Origin of the sequence: Pontibacter sp. BAB1700 (assembly GCF_000277005.1) — a bacterium.
GTDB lineage: Bacteria > Bacteroidota > Bacteroidia > Cytophagales > Hymenobacteraceae > Pontibacter > Pontibacter lucknowensis.
Map to the genome: position 1 here is coordinate 1 of NZ_AKIS01000086.1, position 20,865 is coordinate 20,865.

General features: G+C 48.2%; 24 protein-coding genes and 2 tRNA genes. 16 read left to right on the forward strand and 10 right to left on the reverse strand.

Annotation, left to right across the window (positions count from 1 at the left end; genetic code table 11):
- From O71_RS10945 to O71_RS10985, 11 genes are all read left to right on the forward strand, one after another.
- A partial coding sequence (locus O71_RS10945; protein WP_007656558.1) for a YqgE/AlgH family protein occupies positions 1-429 on the forward strand: 429 nt, incomplete at its 5' end.
- A 26-nt stretch (positions 430-455) separates the two neighbouring features.
- Positions 456-2,627 carry a DUF349 domain-containing protein gene (locus tag O71_RS10950; protein WP_007656561.1) on the forward strand — a complete coding sequence of 724 codons (2,172 nt, stop codon included), beginning with the start codon at positions 456-458 and terminating at the stop codon, positions 2,625-2,627.
- A 130-nt stretch (positions 2,628-2,757) separates the two neighbouring features.
- Positions 2,758-2,830, forward strand: a tRNA-Thr gene (locus O71_RS10955).
- A 22-nt stretch (positions 2,831-2,852) separates the two neighbouring features.
- Positions 2,853-2,925: transfer RNA gene (locus tag O71_RS10960), tRNA-Thr, on the forward strand.
- Between the two features lie 167 nt (positions 2,926-3,092).
- On the forward strand, positions 3,093-3,533 hold the full coding sequence (locus O71_RS27250; RefSeq protein WP_369750911.1) for a hypothetical protein: 441 nt from the start codon (positions 3,093-3,095) through the stop codon (positions 3,531-3,533).
- The gene (locus tag O71_RS10965) at positions 3,449-4,258 is read left to right on the forward strand and encodes a hypothetical protein (protein ID WP_369750912.1); all 810 of its coding nucleotides are present in this window, start codon (positions 3,449-3,451) and stop codon (positions 4,256-4,258) included. The genes O71_RS27250 and O71_RS10965 overlap by 85 nt, the downstream gene beginning before the upstream one ends.
- A gap of 6 nt (positions 4,259-4,264) precedes the next feature.
- On the forward strand, positions 4,265-5,284 hold the full coding sequence (locus tag O71_RS10970) for a metal-dependent hydrolase (protein ID WP_007656567.1): 1,020 nt from the start codon (positions 4,265-4,267) through the stop codon (positions 5,282-5,284).
- A gap of 10 nt (positions 5,285-5,294) precedes the next feature.
- Entirely contained in the window at positions 5,295-6,065 is a 771-nt protein-coding gene (locus O71_RS10975) for an SDR family oxidoreductase (protein WP_007656569.1), read from the forward strand.
- Between the two features lie 147 nt (positions 6,066-6,212).
- Positions 6,213-6,455, forward strand: coding sequence for a hypothetical protein (locus O71_RS24285; protein WP_143731967.1), 243 nt, complete (start codon positions 6,213-6,215; stop codon positions 6,453-6,455).
- A gap of 67 nt (positions 6,456-6,522) precedes the next feature.
- A complete protein-coding gene (gene gyrA, locus O71_RS10980; RefSeq protein WP_007656571.1) occupies positions 6,523-9,075 on the forward strand; it encodes a DNA gyrase subunit A in 2,553 nt (850 codons plus the stop codon).
- A 70-nt stretch (positions 9,076-9,145) separates the two neighbouring features.
- Positions 9,146-10,279 carry a lipopolysaccharide assembly protein LapB gene (locus O71_RS10985; RefSeq protein WP_007656573.1) on the forward strand — a complete coding sequence of 378 codons (1,134 nt, stop codon included), beginning with the start codon at positions 9,146-9,148 and terminating at the stop codon, positions 10,277-10,279.
- 178 nt (positions 10,280-10,457) lie between these two features.
- Here the strand turns inward: O71_RS10985 and O71_RS10990 are convergent, their stop codons facing one another.
- Positions 10,458-11,378 (reverse strand): AraC family transcriptional regulator, encoded by a 921-nt coding sequence (locus O71_RS10990; RefSeq protein ID WP_007656574.1) that lies wholly within the window; start codon positions 11,376-11,378, stop codon positions 10,458-10,460.
- A 128-nt stretch (positions 11,379-11,506) separates the two neighbouring features.
- Here O71_RS10990 and O71_RS10995 point away from each other — a divergent pair, with 128 nt between their 5' ends.
- Together O71_RS10995 and O71_RS11000 are read left to right on the forward strand one after the other, a co-directional pair.
- Positions 11,507-13,039 (forward strand): aldehyde dehydrogenase family protein, encoded by a 1,533-nt coding sequence (locus tag O71_RS10995; protein ID WP_192811673.1) that lies wholly within the window; start codon positions 11,507-11,509, stop codon positions 13,037-13,039.
- 62 nt (positions 13,040-13,101) lie between these two features.
- Positions 13,102-13,464: a DUF779 domain-containing protein gene (locus O71_RS11000; RefSeq protein WP_007656578.1), complete on the forward strand. Its 363-nt coding sequence runs from the start codon at positions 13,102-13,104 to the stop codon at positions 13,462-13,464.
- 107 nt (positions 13,465-13,571) lie between these two features.
- Here the strand turns inward: O71_RS11000 and O71_RS11005 are convergent, their stop codons facing one another.
- The 5 genes from O71_RS11005 to O71_RS11025 all read right to left on the reverse strand — a co-directional run bounded on the left by O71_RS11005 (position 13,572) and on the right by O71_RS11025 (position 16,711).
- A complete protein-coding gene (locus tag O71_RS11005; protein ID WP_007656580.1) occupies positions 13,572-14,006 on the reverse strand; it encodes a phage holin family protein in 435 nt (144 codons plus the stop codon).
- Between the two features lie 96 nt (positions 14,007-14,102).
- A complete protein-coding gene (gene msrA, locus O71_RS11010) occupies positions 14,103-14,783 on the reverse strand; it encodes a peptide-methionine (S)-S-oxide reductase MsrA (protein ID WP_007656582.1) in 681 nt (226 codons plus the stop codon).
- Positions 14,784-14,810: 27 nt separating this feature from the next.
- A complete protein-coding gene (locus O71_RS11015) occupies positions 14,811-15,884 on the reverse strand; it encodes a cation diffusion facilitator family transporter (RefSeq protein WP_007656584.1) in 1,074 nt (357 codons plus the stop codon).
- Positions 15,885-16,001: 117 nt separating this feature from the next.
- Complete coding sequence (locus O71_RS11020) at positions 16,002-16,283, reverse strand: hypothetical protein (RefSeq protein WP_007656586.1); 282 nt, start codon at positions 16,281-16,283, stop codon at positions 16,002-16,004.
- Positions 16,284-16,330: 47 nt separating this feature from the next.
- The gene (locus O71_RS11025; protein WP_155800823.1) at positions 16,331-16,711 is read right to left on the reverse strand and encodes a hypothetical protein; all 381 of its coding nucleotides are present in this window, start codon (positions 16,709-16,711) and stop codon (positions 16,331-16,333) included.
- A gap of 354 nt (positions 16,712-17,065) precedes the next feature.
- On the opposite strand from O71_RS11025, the gene O71_RS11030 reads away from it, so the two are divergent.
- Positions 17,066-17,338 (forward strand): hypothetical protein, encoded by a 273-nt coding sequence (locus O71_RS11030; protein WP_007656590.1) that lies wholly within the window; start codon positions 17,066-17,068, stop codon positions 17,336-17,338.
- 31 nt (positions 17,339-17,369) lie between these two features.
- Entirely contained in the window at positions 17,370-17,633 is a 264-nt protein-coding gene (locus tag O71_RS11035) for a hypothetical protein (protein ID WP_007656591.1), read from the forward strand.
- Between the two features lie 2 nt (positions 17,634-17,635).
- Here the strand turns inward: O71_RS11035 and O71_RS11040 are convergent, their stop codons facing one another.
- On the reverse strand, positions 17,636-17,836 hold the full coding sequence (locus O71_RS11040; protein WP_007656593.1) for a hypothetical protein: 201 nt from the start codon (positions 17,834-17,836) through the stop codon (positions 17,636-17,638).
- A 94-nt stretch (positions 17,837-17,930) separates the two neighbouring features.
- On the opposite strand from O71_RS11040, the gene O71_RS11045 reads away from it, so the two are divergent.
- The gene (locus O71_RS11045; RefSeq protein WP_007656595.1) at positions 17,931-18,668 is read left to right on the forward strand and encodes a pseudouridine synthase; all 738 of its coding nucleotides are present in this window, start codon (positions 17,931-17,933) and stop codon (positions 18,666-18,668) included.
- Here O71_RS11045 and O71_RS11050 read toward each other — a convergent pair.
- The 3 genes from O71_RS11050 to O71_RS25620 form a co-directional block, all read right to left on the reverse strand.
- A complete protein-coding gene (locus O71_RS11050; protein WP_230391969.1) occupies positions 18,665-19,021 on the reverse strand; it encodes a hypothetical protein in 357 nt (118 codons plus the stop codon). The genes O71_RS11045 and O71_RS11050 overlap by 4 nt on opposite strands.
- Before the next feature lie 32 nt (positions 19,022-19,053).
- Positions 19,054-19,989: a DnaJ C-terminal domain-containing protein gene (locus tag O71_RS11055; protein ID WP_040574185.1), complete on the reverse strand. Its 936-nt coding sequence runs from the start codon at positions 19,987-19,989 to the stop codon at positions 19,054-19,056.
- Between the two features lie 127 nt (positions 19,990-20,116).
- Positions 20,117-20,725 (reverse strand): YqaE/Pmp3 family membrane protein, encoded by a 609-nt coding sequence (locus O71_RS25620; RefSeq protein ID WP_234986327.1) that lies wholly within the window; start codon positions 20,723-20,725, stop codon positions 20,117-20,119.
- Positions 20,726-20,865 lie beyond the last annotated feature (140 nt).

Consider the following 20,865-nt stretch of genomic DNA (forward strand, 5'->3'; position numbering starts at 1 on the left):
AACCGATTGTCAAACCTTAAGCTGTCTGATGTGGTTGATATTTATAATGATTCATTTGAAGCTGAACTAGGTATAGGGGGACCTGTGCAATACAATACCTTGCATTATGTACACCAGATACCAGATCTGCCGCAGGCGGTGCAGCTGGACGACAATCTGTATTGGGGTGGTGACTTTGAGTCGCTTCGCACCATGATCGGCACAGGAGAGGTAACACCGGCAGATATCAAGTTCTTTCTTGGCTACTCCGGATGGACACCTGGCCAGCTGCAGGAGGAGATCGACAAAAATGTTTGGATCGTGAACAACAATGCTGCAAATAAATTATTTAATTTGGAAGCAGATACGCTTTGGCGAAACATACTGCGCCAAATGGGCGGGAAATACAAGGTACTGTCAAACTACCCTGTAGACCCCCGCCTGAACTGACAAAACGTGGACTAAAACCTGAAGTCATGACAACTGATAAACAGCACACCGACGCAAACGGAGCTGAGGCCAACAAGCCCCGGCCACAAGACGAAGCACAAGCCAACGAGCAGCAGGCCTCGTCGCCGATGGACATTGTAGAACAGCGCCTCGCCGAAATCAACGCACAAAAAGAAAGCGCACAGGACAATCCAACGGAAGAAGGTGTGCCCAAAGAAGAACAGCCTAAAATAAAACCAGAACTGGCTTCTGAGGCAGAAACGTCAGAAACAGAAAAAATAACGGAGGCTTTTGCTGAAGCAAACCTGCCGGAAGCGGACACAGCTGCCACAGCTGAAACCGAAACAGCTGCTACGGCCGAAACTGAGACAACTGCACAGGCAGAAATACCAGCTGCATCTTCTCCAACTGCCTCAGCGGCAGCAGAAACAAAGTCTCCGGCAGCTGATGATCATCATGACGACGAAGAGTTGGACGAGGATGACCACACGGACTACAGTGAGATGTCGATGGAGGAACTGCGTAACCATTTGGCACAGCTTCTCAAAGGACCTGATGCAAAACGCAAATACAAGAAGATTCAGGAAATCCATCGGCAGTATGAAGATAAATTCCAGGTAGAAAAAAACCAGGCGCTTGACCGCTTCCGTCAGGAAGGAGGTACTGAAGAGGACTTTGAGTATCATGCGCCAATGGAACACAGTGAGCTGGAGCAACTCTATACTGCCTACCGCGAGGCACGTTACCAGGAGCGTCAGCACAGCGAGGAGCAGCGACAGCGAAACCTGGAGCGCAAGCGGGAACTGCTGCAACAGTTGCGTACCCTGGTGGAATCAGCAGAAACCAAAAACAGTAGCGATGAACTGAAGAAGCTCCAGGGCGAGTGGAAAAGCATAGGTCCGGTGCCGCCAGGCGAAGCGCAGGAGCTATGGGATTCGTATCATGCCCTGCTCGACATCTTCTACAACAACCGCAGCATGTTCTTCGAGATGAAGGAGTTGGACAGACGCCGTAACCTGGACGCCAAAGTCCAGCTGATCGAGCGTGCCGAAGCCCTTCAGAACGAACCTTCTATTAACAAAGCCCTGCAGGAGCTTCGTCACTTGCACGAGGAGTGGAAGAACATTGGTCCGGTGCCTAATGAGCAGCGCGACACAATCTGGGAGCGCTTCATACAGGCCTCAGAGAAAGTGCACGAGCACCGTCGCACTTACATGGAAGAGCGCAAAACTGTTGAGCTGGCAAACTTGGAGAAGAAGCGCAGCCTGCTGGATCGTTTACAGGAGTTCCAGAGCTTCAACACCGACCGCATTAACGAGTGGCGCGATAAAACCGATGAGATTCAGAAGCTCAAAGAAGAATGGGACAATGCCGGCCTCGTACCAAAAGAATACGCAGAAGAAGTCAACAAAACTTTCTGGAGCAACTATAAAGCATTTTTCCAGCATAAGAATCAGTTTTTCAAGGGGCTTGATGAGCAGAAAATGCAGAACCTGCGCCTGAAGACTGAGCTGTGCGAACAGGCTGAAAGCCTGAAAGAAAGCACGGATTGGAATGCGACTAAGGAGAAGATGATCCAGCTCCAGAAGAAATGGAAAACCATAGGCCGCGTGCCGGACAAGCATTCCGACAAGATCTGGCAGCGCTTCAGAGCAGCCTGCAACGAGTTCTTTGACCGTAAGCAGGCGCAAGAGCAGCAGAAAGGAGCCGAAATAGAGAAACTGTCCTCAGAAAAACTGGCCCTGTGCGACCGTATAACAGAAGAACTGGCACAGCCTAACACAACGACCTCGCTGGAAGACTACAACAAGATCGTAGCGGAATGGGGTACCCTGGATGCCGGCAATAAGCGTGTAAGCGCAAGGGTAGAGGAGAAGTTCCTGTCCCTGATGGAGCGTTACCTGGAGCGCGTGCCTGATCTGCATTACGATGATCGTGCTACCATGCTGGCGCAGCTACAGGTCGACCGTCTGAAGAACAGTCCGGACGCTTCGCAGAAGCTGTACCAGAAAGAGCAGACGCTGCGACGGGAGATATCACAACTGCAGAACGACATCTCGACACTTCGTACCAACCTAGACTTCTTTGCGCGCTCCAAGAATGCAGACAAGTTGCGCGAGGAGTATGAAGGCCGTATAGAAGACACACAGAAACGCATAGACATCCTGCATCGGCAGCTGGCCGCTTTCAGAAGATAAAAATTTCTGTTTGATACTCAAAAGCTTATCGCAAATGGGCAAAAAATCCTGCAGCAGGTGTTTGTATATTAAAAACTATATTATACCTTTGCAACGCTTTAGAACGATAGGGCTACACAAATAAAGTATCGCCTCCTTAGCTCAGCTGGTAGAGCAACTGACTTGTAATCAGTAGGTCGCTGGTTCGATCCCGGCAGGGGGCTCAACTTTATTTGTACTTTTACCGCCTCCATAGCTCAGCTGGTAGAGCAACTGACTTGTAATCAGTAGGTCGTTGGTTCGATTCCGACTGGGGGCTCTTAAAAGGCTTCAGAGAAATCTGAAGCCTTTTTTGTTTTTAATCCTTCCCAATCCCCTCACTGCCTCTCCTTTGCAATGTTTTGAACTGAAGCAACTGATGCTATATATGCTTTTTCAAGTTTTATGACTTATTTTGGGGATTCATCCAAGCACTGAATCCGATCCATGCAACTGATAGAAGTAAACACACCTGAACTGGCTGAAGAGTTTTTGAAAATGCAGGTCAGGCTATACCGCAAAGACCCAAAGTACATCCGGCCGCTTGATAAGGACGTGCACCAGGTATTTGATCCCAAAAAGAACAAACTGCTGCGTGACGGCGAGGCCATCCGTTGGATTCTGCAGGACGAGACTGGTGAAACCATCGGAAGGGTTGCTTCATTCATCAACAGGAAAACAGCAAACTCCTTTGAACAACCTACCGGTGGCATGGGCTTCTTCGACTGTATCAATGACCAGGATGCAGCTAACATTCTATTCGACGCCTGCCGTAACTGGTTGCAGGAACGTGGCATGGAAGCATGGATGGACCGATCAATTTCGGTGAACGCGACAAGTGGTGGGGACTTCTGGTGGACGGCTTTTACGAGCCCACCTACTGTATGAACTACAACCATCCTTATTACCAGCAACTGTTCGAGAACTATGGTTTTAAGCTTTACTTCAACCAATACGTTTACTACCGCACAGTAGACGACCCACTGACGCCTGAGTATCATGAAAAAGCACAGCGTGTGCTGGCTGACCCGAGCTATACCTTCCAGCACCTTGACAGAAACAACCTTGACAAGTATGCCGAGGATTTTCGTGTCGTATACAACAAGGGATGGGTAAAACATGAGGGCGTGAAGGCCATGGGCGAAGCACAGGCAAAATCCATTATGAAAGCCCTCAAGCCGATCCTGGATGAAAAAATCATCTGGTTCGCTTACCACCATGGGGAGCCTGCCGGTTTCTTCATTGCTATACCTGAGTTGAACCAGCTGTTTAAGCACGTGAACGGAAAACTGGACCTATGGGGCAAGATCAAATTTGCCTACCATCGCTGGAGAGGGTCCTGCAAGACGATGTATGGCATTGTATTCGGTATCACACCAGAATGCCAGGGCAAAGGCGTAGAGGCTGCCATGGTGGTGTCTGCAGCCAAGCTGGTACAGGGCAACCCAAATATCCCTTACTATGATTTACAAATGAACTGGATCGGGGACTTCAACCCGAAAATGATGAAGGTTGTGGAGCAGGTAGGCAGTCGCATTCTGAAAACCTATGTGACCTACCGTTTCCTGTTCGACAGAGAAAAGGAGTTCAAGCGTGCTCCGATCATTAAGTAGACACAAATGGATTCACTAACACAGATCGTACTGGGAGCAGCCGTAGGCGAGGCGGTGGCTGGCCGCAAACTGGGCAACAAAGCACTGCTTTGGGGTGCCATCGCTGGCACTATACCTGATCTGGACGTACTGGCCAATCCGCTGCTGGACATGGTGGGTCAGTTAAGCTTCCATCGATCTGTCACACACTCTTTCTTTTTTGCCGTTGTGGCCTCACCATTGCTGGGCTGGATGCTTTGGCGGCTCTATAAAAATGAACACGCCAGCTTCCGGGACTGGACCCTGCTATTCTTTCTGGGCTTCACAACACACGCCATTCTCGACAGCTTTACCACCTGGGGCACACAGCTATTCTGGCCTTTCAGCAATTACGGTGTAGCGTTCTACAACATCTTCGTGATAGACCCGCTTTATACCGTGCCCTTTCTGATCTGCGTGATTGCCGTCATGTTTTATGACAGGCGAAACCCTAAGCGTCGTCGCTGGAATAATGCTGGTCTGATCATCAGCACCCTCTACATACTCTTCTCATTCGTAGCTCAGGCTTATGCTAAAAATGCGTTCACTGAAAGCCTGCAAGATCAAGGTATAGTCTTTGAGTCCGAGATAGTGAAAGCCACTCCTATGAACACCCTGTTCTGGTCTGTTACAGCAGCCACTGAAGACGGCTTCTATACTGGCTTCTACTCTTTGTTGGACCAGGACCGGGACATCAGGTATAGTTTTGAGCCACGGCAGGAGCATTTGCTGGATGAATACCGGGGCCATCCGAAAATGGAGCGTCTGCTAGACATCACCAAAGGCTACCACGCAGTGGAAGAAGCTGAAAAAGGCATCTACATCAAAGACCTGCGATTCGGACAGTTTGATGGCTGGCAGGAAGGCAAGGGGCAGTATGTTTTCATTTACCACGTCTGGCGGGAGCAGGATGGCTCTCTAAACTTTGAAGAAATAAATAACCGCCCGAAAATAGACGGAGACTATCTCAAAGCATATCTAAATCGTATTCTGGGAAACAAAGACTAAATCAATACATATGACGTCAGCAAGATGGCAGCTAAGCGGCAAAAAAGCCGTTGTAACAGGAGGCTCCAAAGGTATAGGCGCCGCGATTGTAGAAGAGTTTATCGCCCTGGGAGCCGAGGTGCTGGCGGTGGCACGCAAAGAAGCGGACCTGCAGCAGTTACAGGAGAAGTTTCCGGAGGGACTGCAGGTGCTCGTAGCGGATGTGAGTACTGCAGCAGGTCGGCAGACGCTGCTAGACAAGGTGCAAAACACCTGGGGAGCACTGGATATGCTGGTGAACAATGTAGGAACTAACATCCGAAAACCGGTGACAGAATACACTCCGGAAGAATACGACTTTGTGATGAGCACTAATCTGCGCTCAGCTTTTGAACTGAGCCGGGGCTTTTACCCGCTGCTTAAAGCTTCAGAACAGGGAAACATTATCCATGTAACTTCGGTGGCGGGTCTTACACATGTGCGGACCGGTGCCATCTATGGCATGACCAAAGCTGCGCTGGTGCAACTTACCAAAAACCTGGCAGGGGAGTGGGCTGCAGACGGAATTCGTGTCAATGCCGTTGCCCCCTGGTACATCAGTACGCCACTTGCGCAGACCGTGCTGCAGAACGAACAGTACCTGCACGAAGTACTGGTCAGAACGCCGATGCGAGTAATTGGCAAACCCGAGGATGTAGCAGGTGCAGTGGCCTATCTTTGCATGCCGGCAGCAGCCTACATTACCGGTCAGACGCTGGCAGTCGACGGTGGTTTTACCATCAATGGCTTTCACCCCGCCTGAGGTATAAAAAGGGTATAAAAGCAACGCTCCAGGCAGCTAAACTATCCCTTGAAACGCTGGTTTATTAATCCAAATTTTACTACTTTTGTATGATAAGGCTGCAAGAGCGCAACAACAATTTTAAGTGCTCTTCAAAACCCGACATGCATGGCAAAATTCCGACTGCTTTTACCCCTTAGCGCTGCTCTGCTGCTTCTATCTGTATCCTCCTGTAAACCACTTTGTCCTATCAGTGCCTGTCAGGTACGCATGGTACATGCACATGGGGAGCAGGAATTTCGCGGCCAGCCCATTTACAAAAAACAAAACCCTAAAATAGGCGAAAAGCTGCCGAAGCAAACAGGGGAGGTGCACAAGCGCACAAACGATAAGAGCCAGCGCAAAAACTAATGAACGTTACAGGCTTTCGCCTGAAAAGTATATCAACCAACACAAAACTATTATTTAAACCTTGAACATGAACGAAGGCGAACGAATAATACCGATCAACATTGAAGACGAGATGCGCGGTGCATACATCGACTACTCAATGTCTGTTATCATTTCCAGAGCCTTACCCGATGTGAGAGACGGCCTGAAGCCAGTACACCGCCGTGTGCTGTACGGCATGTCCGAACTGGGGGTATCCTATAACAAGTCCTACAAGAAGTCAGCGCGTATCGTAGGAGAGGTGCTGGGTAAGTACCATCCGCACGGTGACTCCTCGGTATACGAGACCATGGTGCGTATGGCACAGGAGTGGTCGCTTCGTTACCCGCTGGTTGACGGTCAGGGTAACTACGGCTCCATTGACGGTGACTCACCAGCTGCGATGCGTTACACAGAGGCCCGCCTCAAGCGTATAGCCGACGAGTTACTGGCCGACCTCGACAAAAACACGGTCGACTTCGTGCCGAACTTTGACGACTCCCTGAAGGAGCCGTCTGTCATGCCAGCCAAGTTCCCGAACCTGCTCGTAAACGGGACGTCCGGTATCGCGGTAGGTATGGCAACGAACATGGCGCCACACAACCTGACCGAAGTCATCAACGGTACGATCGCTTATATCGACAACAGGGAGATCACGATAGCTGAACTGATGCACTACATCACAGCGCCTGACTTCCCGACTGGCGGTATCATTTATGGTTATGATGGCGTGAAGGCCGCTTTCGAAACTGGTCGTGGCCGTGTACTGATGCGTGGACGCGCTAATTTCGAAACAACTTCTACGGGTAAAGAGCAGATCATCGTAACGGAGATTCCTTACATGGTGAACAAGGCTTCTCTTATCGAGAAGACTGCTGCCCTGATAAACGAGAAGAAAATCGAAGGTATAGCTGACCTGCGCGACGAGTCTGACCGTGACGGTTTGCGCATCGTGTATGACTTGAAGCGCGATGCCATACCTAATGTAGTACTCAACAACTTATACAAGTATACGCAACTGCAGTCTTCGTTTGGCGTGAACAACGTGGCCCTGGTGAAAGGACGCCCGATGACGCTGAACCTGAAGGACCTGATCCACCACTTTGTAGACCACAGGCACGAGGTAGTGATCCGCAGAACGCAGTACGAACTGGACGAAGCCAGAAAGCGTGCCCACATTCTGGAAGGCTTGCTGATCGCGCTGGATAACCTGGACGAAGTGATCAACCTGATCCGTTCATCACGTGACCCGGAAATCGCCCGCAACGGCTTGATGGAGCGTTTTGCTTTGTCTGAGATCCAGGCTCGTGCAATCCTTGACATGCGTCTGCAGCGTCTGACCGGTCTGGAGCGTGACAAGATTCAGGCGGAGTATGCCGAAATCATGAAACTGATCGACTACCTGACCTCTGTTCTGAATGACGAAGGCCTGCGTATGCAAATCATCAAAGACGAGTTAAATGAAATAAAAGAGCGCTACGGCGACGTACGTCGCACCAGCATCGAGGCTTCTACCGGCGATATTTCATACGAGGATATGATCCCGGAAGAGAACATGGTGATCACCATATCGCATGAAGGTTACATCAAGCGCACTTCACTGAGTGAGTACCGTAGCCAAAGCCGTGGTGGTGTTGGTTCACGTGGCGTGGCCGCCTCTAAAGAGAGCGACTTTACAGAACACCTGTTTGTTGCCAGCACTCACCACCATATGCTGTTCTTCACGGAGTTCGGCCGTGTGTTCTGGATGAAGGTATATGAGATTCCGGAAGGAGGGAAGACCACTAAAGGACGCGCTATCCAAAACCTGATCAACATTGAAAAGGATGATAAGATACGTGCGGTGATCAATGTGCGTGACCTGAAAAACCAGGATTTCGTGCTGAACCACAACCTGGTATTCTGTACCGAGCAAGGCACGATCAAAAAGACCGTGCTGGAGGCATACTCCAGACCACGTACCAATGGTATCAATGCGATCACGATCAATGAAGGTGACCGTCTGCTGGACGTACAGCTGACTACCGGCAACAGTGAGATCATCATTGCACTGGGTTCTGGCCGAGCTATCCGTTTCAACGAGCACCAGGTTCGTCCAATGGGTCGTAACGCTGCCGGTGTGCGCGGCGTAACACTAGCCGGACCGGATGACAAGGTAGTTGGTATGGTTTGTGTAGAAAACGAGAACACAGAACTGCTGGTAGTATCTGAAAACGGCTTTGGCAAGCGTTCATTACTGGAAGAATACCGTATAACGAACCGCGGCGGTAAAGGGGTGAAGACCCTGAATGTAACGGATAAAACCGGTAATCTGGTTGCCATTAAGGGCGTAGTAGATACGGATGACCTGATGATCATTAACCGTTCAGGTATCACAATCCGACTTCGCGTAGCTGATATACGTGTAATTGGCCGCGCTACACAGGGTGTACGACTCATCAAGTTGACAGAAGGCGATCAGATTTCATCTGTAGCCAAAGTGGAGATGGAGAACGAAGAAGAAGTAGCTGAAGCCTTGATGGAGAACTCAGAACTGAAGCCGGAAGACTCTTTGCAACCTGATACTCAAATAGATCCGGAAACAACTGAGGATGAAGTTTAATCTGTAAAATGGAATTTTATTTTATTTATTAATCGTTTAACAAACAAACAAAAACCAATCTCTGAATAGTATGAAAAAAATACTGATGACAGCCATGGCAGCCGTAAGCGTTCAGGTTGCTGTCGCTCAGAACTCAGCCGTGAATAGCGCCGTGCTTAATCACAAGAACGGTACGCTTGACAAAGCGCTAGAATACATCAATAAAGCCACAGAGCACAAAAAGACGCAAGACAAAGCCAAAACCTGGTTCTATCATGGCGTGATCAACCAGGACCTGATCGGTCACCCAATCTACGGCAAACTGGCTACTGAGAAAACTCCTGAAGTTGCGCTAGCTTCGTTCAACAAGACGCTTGAGATTGACGGTGAAAACGGTCAGTTTGGCAAAATGGTACCAGAGCGTATGGAGATCCTTTATGGTCAGGTTCTGAACCAGGCCGTTGAATTCCACAACAACCAGGACTGGGACAATGCCATTGCTAAGTATGATATGGCTTCCAAGTTAAATCCGACTGATACAACAGCTGTGCTTTATGCTGCTTATGCCTCAACTGCTAAGCAGGACTATGCCTCAGCAGTTAAATATTATGATAAACTGATCGGTATTGGCCATACAACTGAAGATGTTTACAAAAACAAAATTCAGTTGCAGCAGGCTATCGAAGCGAGCGACGAAGAAGTAATGGCTTCTATTGCTGCTGGCCTGGAGAAGCACCCGAACAGTGTATACCTGATGCAGGAAGAACTGCGTTACTACCTGAAAAACGACCGTGCTGACGAGGCAATGGCTAAACTGGACAAAGCAATCGAAGCTGACCCGAAGAATGCAAGCCTTTATGCGGTTCGTGGTAACCTGGAAGAGCGCAAAGGAAACATCGACGCTGCTTACAAAAACTATAAGAAAGCAGTAGAAGTAGATCCAAATAACTTCGATGGTTTCTTTAACCTGGGTGTACTGGAGTACAACAAGGGTAGTGAGTTCAACAACAAAGCTGCCAAAATGGACTATGCGACTTACAAGAAGCAAGGTCCGGCATTGGAGAAGCAGGCTGTAAAGCACTACGAAGCTTCATTGCCATACTTTGAAAAAGCCCTAGAAATTCAGCCGGAAGATCAGGCAACACTTGCCAACCTGCAGCGTGTATATACACGTTTGAAGCGTACTGCTGATGCAGAAAGAATTGGTAAGAAACTAAAAAACTAATCTTACTCGCTAAGATAAAAGAAGGAAAGGGAGCTTGTTACAGGCTCCCTTTCTTATTACCACTTACATTACTTAACATAATATAAATTATAAGACTGATTATATACGAGTGATAATACTCTATAATAAGTGTCACTGATAATATACTTTATGTTAAGTACAAAAATTCTGATCCTGGTTAGTGACTTTTCTGATGCTGAAACGATTTCGGTGTTATACCGACTTCTTTTTTAAAAGCACGAATAAAATAATTCAGATTTTGAAATCCCGCCATGTAGCATGATTGTGTCACAGAGTTGAGCGGATTACGCAGATAGTCTTTCGCAAGCCTGATACGCTCCTTTAAAATATAATCGGCTGGTGTATAGCCAAACTCCTCTTTGAATTTCCTGAAGAAACTGGCTCGGCTCATGCAGGCTTTGTCACTTAGCTTGTCTACATCAATCTTCTCCCGGATGCTGTCTTTAATGTATTTGATAATGTGCGCGAAACGGTTACTGGATGCCAGACTCACATAATTTGCCTCAAAAAGCTGCCTAGCCTGCGTCTGCATCAGTCGCACGAGCAGTTCACGCAGTGCTAAGCCTGCTAAAATATCCTTCTCTCTTGTCTTTTCATTGATGCTGATGCGGATCAGCCGGTTAATGATATCAGCTAATTCCTGGTTGTTCACCAGATGAAACATTTCCTGATCAATGTGCCAGCAGTCATTGCGTTCTATTTTTGGGAAGCGCTCGTTCAGCATGGCGACAGTTGTCTGAATCTGCTCTTGTGATATGGCGAGCGCAATGCATTGCGTTGGATTATCGCGCTCAGCCTCAGGAAAATCAATCTTCATCAGCTCGTTGGGCGGAACAATAACCGACTCGCCCGGCAGATAGTCAAAGCCCTGCTTACCAAACAGGTGCATCACCTTTTTGCCCCGCAGCATGCTGGTCAGTACCAAATCATTAAAAACCAGGCTCACTTTCTCCGCAGCCTGATGCGTTTCAAATACATTCAGCTCACAGTTTTCAAGCGTGTAAGCCGAACGATTCTCCACTAGCGTCATAAGCAACTGCTCTTTTAGCGTGGGCAGCTGTTGAAGTTGATATTTCATGGACATATAGCTTTAACGGATAAAAAGCAGTCTTATTCTGATATTAAAGATACATTTTTTGAGACAATAAGTTTAGTTTAAAAAGATATAAGTCAGGAGATTAGCCATGAAACCAAAACCTTTATTTTATGGCAACTTTAGATATGACAGCTGAAGCACAAAATGTGCTGGAACGTCCTCAGTTCAAAGAGAAGTACGAACACTTCATTGGTGGCGAATGGGTAGCGCCGGTGAATGGGGAATACTTTGACAACCTCTCTCCCATTGACGGCAAACCATTTACAAAGGCTGCACGAGGCACTAAGGAGGACATTGATCGGGCACTGGATGCTGCGCACCATGCTTTTCCATCCTGGTCAAAAACCTCTGCCACGAAACGCAGCAATATTCTGCTCGCCATAGCCGACCGCATGGAGAAAAACCTGGAAATGCTGGCCCGGGTTGAAACAATAGATAATGGCAAAGCTATCCGTGAGACACGCGCTGCTGACCTTCCGCTAGCCATCGACCACTTCCGTTACTTTGCTGGTGTGATTCGAGCAGACGAAAGCACCATGTCTGAGCTCGATGAAACCACGATCAGCATCAACCTACAGGAGCCACTCGGCGTAGTAGGCCAGATTATACCCTGGAACTTTCCGCTGCTAATGGCTACCTGGAAAATAGCCCCGGCCCTGGCCGCAGGCTGTACGGTAGTACTCAAACCAGCTGAACAGACTCCGACCAGCATTATGGTACTGATGGAGCTGATCCATGATCTGCTACCTCCAGGGGTGCTCAACATCGTTACTGGTTTCGGACCAGAGGCAGGAAAACCACTCGCCACCTCCCCTCGCGTTGCCAAAGTTGCCTTTACCGGCGAAACAACCACTGGCCGCCTTATTATGCAGTACGCATCCGAAAACCTTATACCTGTTACTATGGAACTGGGAGGCAAATCGCCGAACATTTTCATGCCTAGCATAGCTGATGCAGATGACGAGTTCTTTGATAAGTGTGTGGAGGGGGCTGTTATGTTTGCCTTGAACCAAGGCGAGATCTGTACCTGTCCATCGCGCCTGATAGTTCACGAAAGCATTTACGACCGCTTTATGGAGCGTGTCGTGGCCAGAACAAAATCCATTAAGGTGGGCCATCCGCTTGCTGAAGATACCACCATGGGCGCACAGGCCTCTAACGATCAGTTTGAAAAGATTTTATCTTACATGGACATCGGAAAGCAGGAAGGTGCAGAAGTTCTATGTGGCGGAGGTATAGCCAAACTAAACAATGGTCTTGAGAATGGCTACTACATTGAGCCTACGATCTTTAAGGGGAACAACAAGATGCGGGTGTTCCAGGAGGAAATCTTTGGCCCTGTTGTTTCAGTTACTACTTTTAAAGATGCAGAAGAAGCTGTTTCCATCGCGAACGATACGCTTTACGGCTTGGGTGCAGGTCTCTGGACACGCGATGCCCATGAGATCTACCAGATACCACGTGCTATACAGGCTGGACGAGTTTGGGTAAACTGCTACCATGCTTACCCGGCACATGCTCCTTTCGGCGGGTATAAAAAGTCAGGCTTTGGACGCGAAACGCATAAAATGATGCTCAATCATTACCGCCAGACCAAAAACATGCTTATATCCTATGATAAGAATAAGCTCGGTTTCTTTTAAGAGATAGTAAAACCGGAATCCCTGCTCGTTAAATAAGCAGGGATTCCTTTTTATATGAAAGTATGGACTTAGAACGCGTAAAAATTACCGAAGCAGCTAAAAAAGTAATTGACGAACTGAGAGCGAAGCACGGTCCGCTCATGTTTCACCAGAGCGGCGGCTGTTGTGATGGGTCACAGCCCATGTGCTTTGAAGAAGGTGAGTTTAAGATTGGAGACAGTGATGTGCTGCTTGGGCAGGTACACGGCTGCAATTTTTACATGAACCGTGACCAGTTTGAATACTGGAAGCATACGCAGCTAACCCTCGACATTGTGCCAGGCAGAGGGTCCAGTTTCTCCTTAGAAATACCGCTGGGACTGCGCTTCCATATCAGGTCCAGAATTTTTACTGATGAAGAAATGGAGCGGTTGCAAACGATGTAGAGAAGGCATCTCCTGCCATACCTTGTACAGCTAACACAGTAAGAGGCGGCATCATATAGTCTGATACCGCCTCTTACTATGTTAATTATTGTTTTATGATTTCCCTATTACAGATAAATAGTATAGCAATTGGATTCACCGGCTTGCTTAGCATATAGCTGCTCGATTTTAGGTTTGGTCTCAAGCAAGGCGTAATCATCGTCTCCACCACGGGCCCAACCTAGGAGCGCTAAGGCAATAGCTGTGGCAATGGCTATCACAAAAGCTGGCCACCAGCCGTCAACCTTAAAGTTACCTACCAGTTTATCAACCAGTTTAATCATAAGGGCGGTCACAATCAGCCCGATAATGGCTTCCAGCAGGAAAAATGAAACCAGGTTAAGTACGCCGCGCAGCAGCCAGCCAATGGTTGCATTGAACAAGCCGATCAGAAAAGCCACCCAGAGCGCTGTCAGAAAACTCTTAACATGCACTTGTGGCATTATATAGGCCAATAACACAATGACACCAGCACTTACCAGTAAGTTGAGTATAAAATCCATAGTTTATAGTGTTTTAGTGACAAGATTTTGTCCTAATACGGATATGAACGCTTATAGATGTTCTTACTGTAATCAAAAGCTTGTATGGCCCTTCAGCTATTGTCTGGTGTAACTGGGCTTAAGCTTACTGCGAAAGGCATCTTCGAATTTTAAAACCTTGGGATGCGTGATGGATATTACATAAGGATCATCCGGGTTATTGCGGTAGTAATCCTGGTGATAATCTTCGGCAATCCAGAATTTACTGGCTGGCTTGAGCTCTGTGACAATCCGGTTACGAAAAGTACCGGCATCTTCTAAGGCGCGCATATAGTTACGGGCCTGTCTCCTTTGCTCTTCGTCGTGGTAATAGATGGCCGATCGGTACTGCTTGCCTACATCGGGCCCCTGGCGGTTTAGTGTGGTGGGATCGTGTGTGGCAAAAAACACTTCGAGCAGTTCCCGGTAAGTGATCACATTTGGCCTGTACCAGATCTGCACTGATTCTGCATGACTTGTTTTACCGCTGCTAACCTGTTCGTAGGTTGGGCGCTCTTCACTCCCGCCCGTATAGCCGGACTCCACACGGTCCACGCCTTTAAGACGTTCAAAATAAGCCTCCGTGCACCAGAAGCAACCTCCGGCGAACGTCGCTTTGCTAAGTCCGAGTGTGTCTGCACTGTCGCCGTAACTGTACGCACTCTGCTGCAAAATAGTCCGCTGCTCTCCCCCAGACTCCGTACAAGCCCAGAGCAGCAGTAATAAGGGAAAAAACAGGTAAGTATATTTTCGTTCCATACGCCACAAGCCTTACTATTGGCTACGCTAATTTAACCGGTTGGTATAAGTTTTTGTTGAAATTTTAAGTACTCTCCCCTCCGACCTTTCACTGCTGTCCGGGTTATGAATGCCATGCTTTTTATCGGCTATCACTTTGTCCAGATCCCATTCTACTCGCTTCCTGAAGGGAGCACGCCTTACATTACAATCTGACTTCGTACAAACCGGGCAGGACACTTCTACGCAGGGATCTGTGTGAATGAAAAGCTCAATATCAGGATCAATATGCTCACGTACCAACATGCCGACAGCCTCTACTTCTTCGTGAGCCTCCAACACCGTCAGGTACCATGGCACGGTCAGGTGGCAGTCTATATGCAGTGTGTTACCATACTTGATGACACGCAGATTATGAATATCGATCCAGTTCTCACGCCGGTTCTCATTCAGCACCTGTACAATGCGCTTTAGCAGCTCGTAGTCCGCCTCATCCATTATACCTGCCAGAGACACACGCAAAATGCGGTAACCGGTATAGCAGATAAAGGCTCCGAACAGAATAGCCACCGCACTGTCAAGCCATACCTGGCCGGTCAGGTACAGGAGCAAAAGCCCTATCAGAATGCCGGCAGTTGAGTAGGCGTCTGTTTTGAGGTGTTTGCCTCCGGCAACCAGCACCATGGATTTGGCCTTGTTCCCATGCCGCTCTGTCAGGTAGCCCACTATGTAATTGACAATACCAGAAAAAGCAATCAGGTATATACCTGCATCGAGTCGGGAGATGACCTGAGGCTCGAAAAGGTTATACACCGATTTCAGAATGATAGCACCACCTGCCACCAGGATGAGAGAACCCTCCAGGGTAGCGGCCACAAACTCTATTTTGCCATGTCCATAGGGATGGTTCAGGTCTCGAGGCCGGGCTGAAAGCACGAGACTGTACAATGAGAAGCCGCCCGCCACCACATTGATAATAGACTCCAGGGCATCGGTCAGTATGGAGTTGGAGTTGGTAAGATAAAAAGCCAGGAATTTGGCAAGCAGCAGCAGCACACCTACAACCAGCACGAGCAGTTGCATGCGTATGTTCTCGTTTTGCTGCTGCAGCAGTTTTATCATTGTGTTAGCTTGTTTTCGGTAGGTACAAGTCGTACCACCCTATACCTTACAAGGTACAAGGAACAGACGCCGAAGGCAAACATAGTGTATAGCGTAATTTGAAAAGAGGTGCAAAAATCAGCTCAAGGTATCTGCCAGGTCCAGCCAATTCGGGTTCATGGATTCAACCAGTCGAAGGTGCTCATCGGGGCTGGAGGATTTGATGTGGCGCTCACGCACCCGCGCTATTTCTTCCCGGTCATAATGCTCGTAGTACACCAGTTTGGGCGGGCTATTGTATGCACCATGAAGCGAAATTTGCTGTAGAAGATTTTCAGAAACGCCAATGTTTAACTGAGGCTGCGATTGGTCGCCTATGATGTAAACATAGTAGTGATTTGCGTGCTGGTCTGGCTGCATAAAAAAGGTAAGTTTGTTTCATGGTATACGAGAGATGCATCGCCTGGTTAGAAAACCTGCAGCCATTGACGGGCATCCTCCGGAAGGAAAAAAGTTCGCATGGAAATTCCAGTGCTTCTGTCCACTGTATTATCAATCTCGAGCTGTGTAAAGAATTCGTAAGAATAGATCCAGGCAAAGTATTTTACGCCTGCCTCACGCAATTTCGGTATCCAAACCTCGTTCATCCATTTCGTGTCACCTGAGTGTCCTGTCACTTTCGAGTTGTCATTCAAGATCTTGGTAATTTTGTACTCATTTACATAGTCAAGTATTTTTAAACATCCAGTGTGGCCTTTCTCGGTATTCAGCCAGCCTGTCCAGTTCGACAGCAAAATTTTCTCCTTTGGGTTAACCCTGATCTCCAGAAATTCACTCTGATGCACCAAAGATTCCTGATTTTCATGCACATACAACATAACGATTAGCGCTTTTATATCTTCATGTATTTTTTACCTGTTAAATAGACCTAATGTTACTTTAGCCATGCTAATCATTGAACTATCCTAATAATACACTCTTAAATATAACGTTTTTTGAACTTTAAACCCCTTTTAAAGTATTGTACTAACACTGCTCATTCGATAATAAACTTAAATGAATCATTATAAAGACAATTATTGTCATATAAGTTACCTTCCGGATACCAATCAAATCTATCTGAAATGGCACTTCCCCCATGCGAATCAAAACTAATCCATTGCTATGAAAAAGGAATTTGAAATGGCCATTAAAACCAGGCAGTGAGCTGGGTAACAGACAATAGTATTGGGTTTCAACCAGACCTTTCGATGCAGCGTGCCTTAGCTCAACTGGCAGCTAGTCGGATGAAGTATACGTTCCTTAAAAGATTTGCCCGCGTGACGCCGATGGATGTGTTTCAGGAATTGTTAACACATAAGATTCTCAATCAAATTAATGACCTGACTGTTACTACCATAGAGTACGAAGTATTTCATAACTCGAAAGATGCCCAGGTCTGGTGCGCGCAACTTAACCTGCTTTCAGTGAATTAATCAACGAAACCAAACTATACCTTCCAGATTCATGGCGCTTGGACCAAAACTGATCGAAAAGCTTAACAAGCTTTATACGCCTGACAGCAGACTTGACCAGCATTACAATGGCAAGGACCTGACCCTCATCACCAATGAAAAGGGAGAGGCGGTTACCTTGTTTATCGGCAAGCGGCTGGAGAATGGTGCGATTTCAGGGGAGCGCTATGTACGCAAGATCGTACGTGATAGCAAGACCGGGAAAGTGCTTCGAAGTCACTGGGATCTGAAGGGCAAGGTGACACGCAGTAACTGATCTTAGAGCTCTTGCATGTCAAAGTCTTTGCCACGGCCGTACCTGATCAGGTCGTGCAGCATGAATACTTCCAGGGTATGGAGATCCTTCACACGGTAGGCTCCCTCCTCTGGCATATCCAGCACCTGAAACTCGAAGCGCTCCCCGTAATTCTCCAACACATATTTCTTCCCTCTCCGCAGGTTGTCAAACGATATGGCCATGCTCTAATTTCTTTTTGACGATTTTCGGCAAGTATAGGCAGCTTTCAGGTCAATTCTTAATATATGGCTATCTTTGCCTGAAAAATAATTTAAGGTGCTAGAGATTTTATACGAAGACGAAAGCTACGTAGCGGTCAACAAACCAAATGGACTGCTGGTGCACCGTACACGCATTGCTGAGGAAAAGAAAGAGTTTGCCCTGCAAATGCTGCGCGACCAACTGGGTTTTCAGGTATATGCCGCACACCGATTGGATCGAGGCACCTCCGGGGTACTGCTGTTTGCTAAAAATCCAAAATCAGTTGCGCCTATTGTAAGCGCATTTGAAGATAAACAGGTAAACAAGGTATATTATGCTATCGTGCGCGGCTATACCCCTGAAGAAGACACAATTGACAGCCCCATACGACCGGATAAAGACCATAAGCATAAGGCGCCGCAAGATGCTGTAACGCACTACGAGCGCCTGGCTACAGTCGAGCTTCCTATACCTGTCGGTCGCTACAGCACCTCCCGTTACTCGCTGGTGAAAGTGGAACCGGAAACCGGGCGTATGCACCAGATCCGAAAGCACTTTGCGCACATCAGACATTACATCGTGGGCGACAAGCGGCACGGCGACTGGCGTCATAACCAGATGTTCCGTGAGCAACTCGGGTCACCTCACATGCTACTGCACTCCGCCACCCTCGCATTTGTGCATCCTGTGCATGGTGATATGATTGAGCTCAAGGCTCCCCTGCCCCAACACTTTCAGCGCTTGTGCCTGCAGTTTGGCTGGAAGGATGTTTTACAGAAAGATAGTTTAGTGACCGACCCTTCTTTGAATTAGGTATGATGTAGCATCTGCTTCACCATTTCGAGCTGCAGTTGAGCGACAAAAGCGTTTCTGGAATCGGCATTGAGGGCGGTGAGCAGATAGGCCATGCGCGAGAGCCGCCAGTCCTGCACCACTTCACCGTTTCGTGAGCGGTACACCACTTTAAAATTTTCCTGAAGCGGTACATGCATGCAATTGCATACTTCCGTAGCCCGCTTCACGGCATCGCTCAGTTCCTGCAGACTCTGACAGCCCTGCTGTTCCAGTAAGTCGCTGGCATAGCAGGTTAGGTTACGATCTGCCAGGCTATCAACAAAATCTTCGATGGGGTTATGGATACTGATATGGTCGATGGTCATTAACATGGCAAGGTGGGCTTAATGGTGTACTCTTACTGTTATACGCTGGCGGTCTTGCGTTGATGCAGTTCTCTAAGCCGCTCCATCAGGCTCCGCTCCTCTTCTGTGAGATGCACAGGTAGCTGTACTTCTATTTTTACGTACAAATCGCCGTGCTGGTCTGCTTTCCCATAGACGGGCATGCCTTTTCCCCGCAGACGAAGCGTTTTCCCGTTTTGAGTGCCGGCTGGTATTTTGAGTTTGATTTTACCGGTCAACGTATTGACCTGTACCTCTCCCCCCAGTATGGCGGTATACATATCGAGGTTGAGTCTGGTGTGCAGATCATCGCCCTGGCGCTCAAAGCCTGGCAAAGGCTGTACTTGAACGCGTATATATAAATCGCCGGCTACGCCCCCAGCCCCAGCCGGCCCGCCTTTCCCTTTGATACGTAGCACCTGCCCGTCAGAAACCCCGGGTTTGGTCGTAATCCGCAATTGCTGGCCGTTGACAGTCAGCAAACGGGAGGTGCCATTATAGGCTTCCTGCATGGTGATAAGCATTTCAGCTTCGTAATCCTGCCCTTTGGGTGTACGTCTGCCAGATCGGAAACCGCTCCCCTGCTGCGAGAACCCTCCGCCAAAGAACTGCTCAAAGAAGTCTGAGAATCCGCTGCCGCCCCCAAACATGTCACCCATGTCACCTTCGTAATAAGTGCCGCCATATCCACCGCCGGGACGCCCCTGGTACTGACCGCCCTGCTGCTGGAAGTGTCGCCAGTTAGCGCCCAGCTCGTCATACTGTTTGCGCTTCTGCTCATCCCCCAGCACTTCGTAGGCCTCACTTATATCTTTGAATTTCTCTTCGGCCGCTTTGTCCCCTTTGGTTTTGTCCGGGTGATACTTTTTGGCTAAAGCACGGTAGGCCTTTTTGATCTCAGCCTGTGAGGCAGATTTCTCTACGCCCAGTATTTTGTAATAGTCCTTGTATTCCATGCCTGTAAAGGTATAAAGGTCAGCTACAGGTATAAAACGCAAACCTGCACAGGGAGTTAAGCAGGTATTAAACAAAAAGCACTGCCCCGGGAGGCAGTGCTTTTAATCGATGTGGAATTCGTTGCGTTTAGATGGTATCTGTCACGACGAGCAGTGCGTAGATCACACCCGGAATCCAGAAGAGTAACGTCAGGATAAGGCTGATCCAGAACTGTGTGCCAAGACCTACGTGCAGGAATACGGCCAACGGCGGAAGCAGTACTGCCAGAATGATCTTGATGATGCTCACACCGCCACCACGGCGATCCTGCTTCAGGGCTTCGCGCACCTCTTTCTTAAACTCTTTCTTCTCTGCCTTGGTCATGTTGGCCAAACGCTCTTTCGCCATCGCCAGCGCTTCAGCCTCTGTCACCGTCAGTTCTTCTGCAGGAGCAGGGGCAATCGGAGCCACTTTAGGAGCTGGTGCAACAGGAGCGGCAGGTATAGCAGCAGCACTAGCCTCCAGTACAGGTTCCTCCACAGCTTTCTCAGTGGCCTTTTCTTCGGCTGCAGCCATGGCTACTTCGCTCAGCGATATTTCAGGGGCTACCTCCTGCTGTGGCGCAGGCTTTTTCATGTCATGATAAGGAGCCTGCTTGTGGCCGGCAAACTCGTAGTACTTGGCTGAGCTACAGGCAAACATCAGTTGCGCCGCTACCAGAACAAATACCAGATTAAGTAAACTTTTGATCTTCATAGTTTTAGGTTTTTAAAGTATTAAAAATAAAAAGATTGATCCCTGACAAAGGGTGTATATTACAGAAAGAGATAGTGCTATGGTTATATGCAAAACTCTTCATATATAACATACAGTACTGTATTACAGGTTATTTTGTT

Excerpts from the sequence above, each read along its gene's own strand:
- O71_RS10950 (WP_007656561.1), top strand. The coding sequence starts at position 456 with ATGACAACTGATAAACAGCACACCGACGCAAACGGAGCTGAGGCCAAC.
- O71_RS27250 (WP_369750911.1), top strand. The coding sequence starts at position 3,093 with ATGCAACTGATAGAAGTAAACACACCTGAACTGGCTGAAGAGTTTTTG.
- O71_RS10965 (WP_369750912.1), top strand. The coding sequence starts at position 3,449 with ATGGATGGACCGATCAATTTCGGTGAACGCGACAAGTGGTGGGGACTT.
- O71_RS10970 (WP_007656567.1), top strand. The coding sequence starts at position 4,265 with ATGGATTCACTAACACAGATCGTACTGGGAGCAGCCGTAGGCGAGGCG.
- O71_RS10975 (WP_007656569.1), top strand. The coding sequence starts at position 5,295 with ATGACGTCAGCAAGATGGCAGCTAAGCGGCAAAAAAGCCGTTGTAACA.
- O71_RS24285 (WP_143731967.1), top strand. The coding sequence starts at position 6,213 with ATGGCAAAATTCCGACTGCTTTTACCCCTTAGCGCTGCTCTGCTGCTT.
- gyrA (WP_007656571.1), top strand. The coding sequence starts at position 6,523 with ATGAACGAAGGCGAACGAATAATACCGATCAACATTGAAGACGAGATG.
- O71_RS10985 (WP_007656573.1), top strand. The coding sequence starts at position 9,146 with ATGAAAAAAATACTGATGACAGCCATGGCAGCCGTAAGCGTTCAGGTT.
- O71_RS10990 (WP_007656574.1), bottom strand. The coding sequence starts at position 11,378 with ATGAAATATCAACTTCAACAGCTGCCCACGCTAAAAGAGCAGTTGCTT.
- O71_RS10995 (WP_192811673.1), top strand. The coding sequence starts at position 11,507 with ATGGCAACTTTAGATATGACAGCTGAAGCACAAAATGTGCTGGAACGT.
- O71_RS11000 (WP_007656578.1), top strand. The coding sequence starts at position 13,102 with ATGGACTTAGAACGCGTAAAAATTACCGAAGCAGCTAAAAAAGTAATT.
- O71_RS11005 (WP_007656580.1), bottom strand. The coding sequence starts at position 14,006 with ATGGATTTTATACTCAACTTACTGGTAAGTGCTGGTGTCATTGTGTTA.
- msrA (WP_007656582.1), bottom strand. The coding sequence starts at position 14,783 with ATGGAACGAAAATATACTTACCTGTTTTTTCCCTTATTACTGCTGCTC.
- O71_RS11015 (WP_007656584.1), bottom strand. The coding sequence starts at position 15,884 with ATGATAAAACTGCTGCAGCAGCAAAACGAGAACATACGCATGCAACTG.
- O71_RS11020 (WP_007656586.1), bottom strand. The coding sequence starts at position 16,283 with ATGCAGCCAGACCAGCACGCAAATCACTACTATGTTTACATCATAGGC.
- O71_RS11035 (WP_007656591.1), top strand. The coding sequence starts at position 17,370 with ATGGCGCTTGGACCAAAACTGATCGAAAAGCTTAACAAGCTTTATACG.
- O71_RS11040 (WP_007656593.1), bottom strand. The coding sequence starts at position 17,836 with ATGGCCATATCGTTTGACAACCTGCGGAGAGGGAAGAAATATGTGTTG.
- O71_RS11050 (WP_230391969.1), bottom strand. The coding sequence starts at position 19,021 with ATGTTAATGACCATCGACCATATCAGTATCCATAACCCCATCGAAGAT.
- O71_RS11055 (WP_040574185.1), bottom strand. The coding sequence starts at position 19,989 with ATGGAATACAAGGACTATTACAAAATACTGGGCGTAGAGAAATCTGCC.
- O71_RS25620 (WP_234986327.1), bottom strand. The coding sequence starts at position 20,725 with ATGAAGATCAAAAGTTTACTTAATCTGGTATTTGTTCTGGTAGCGGCG.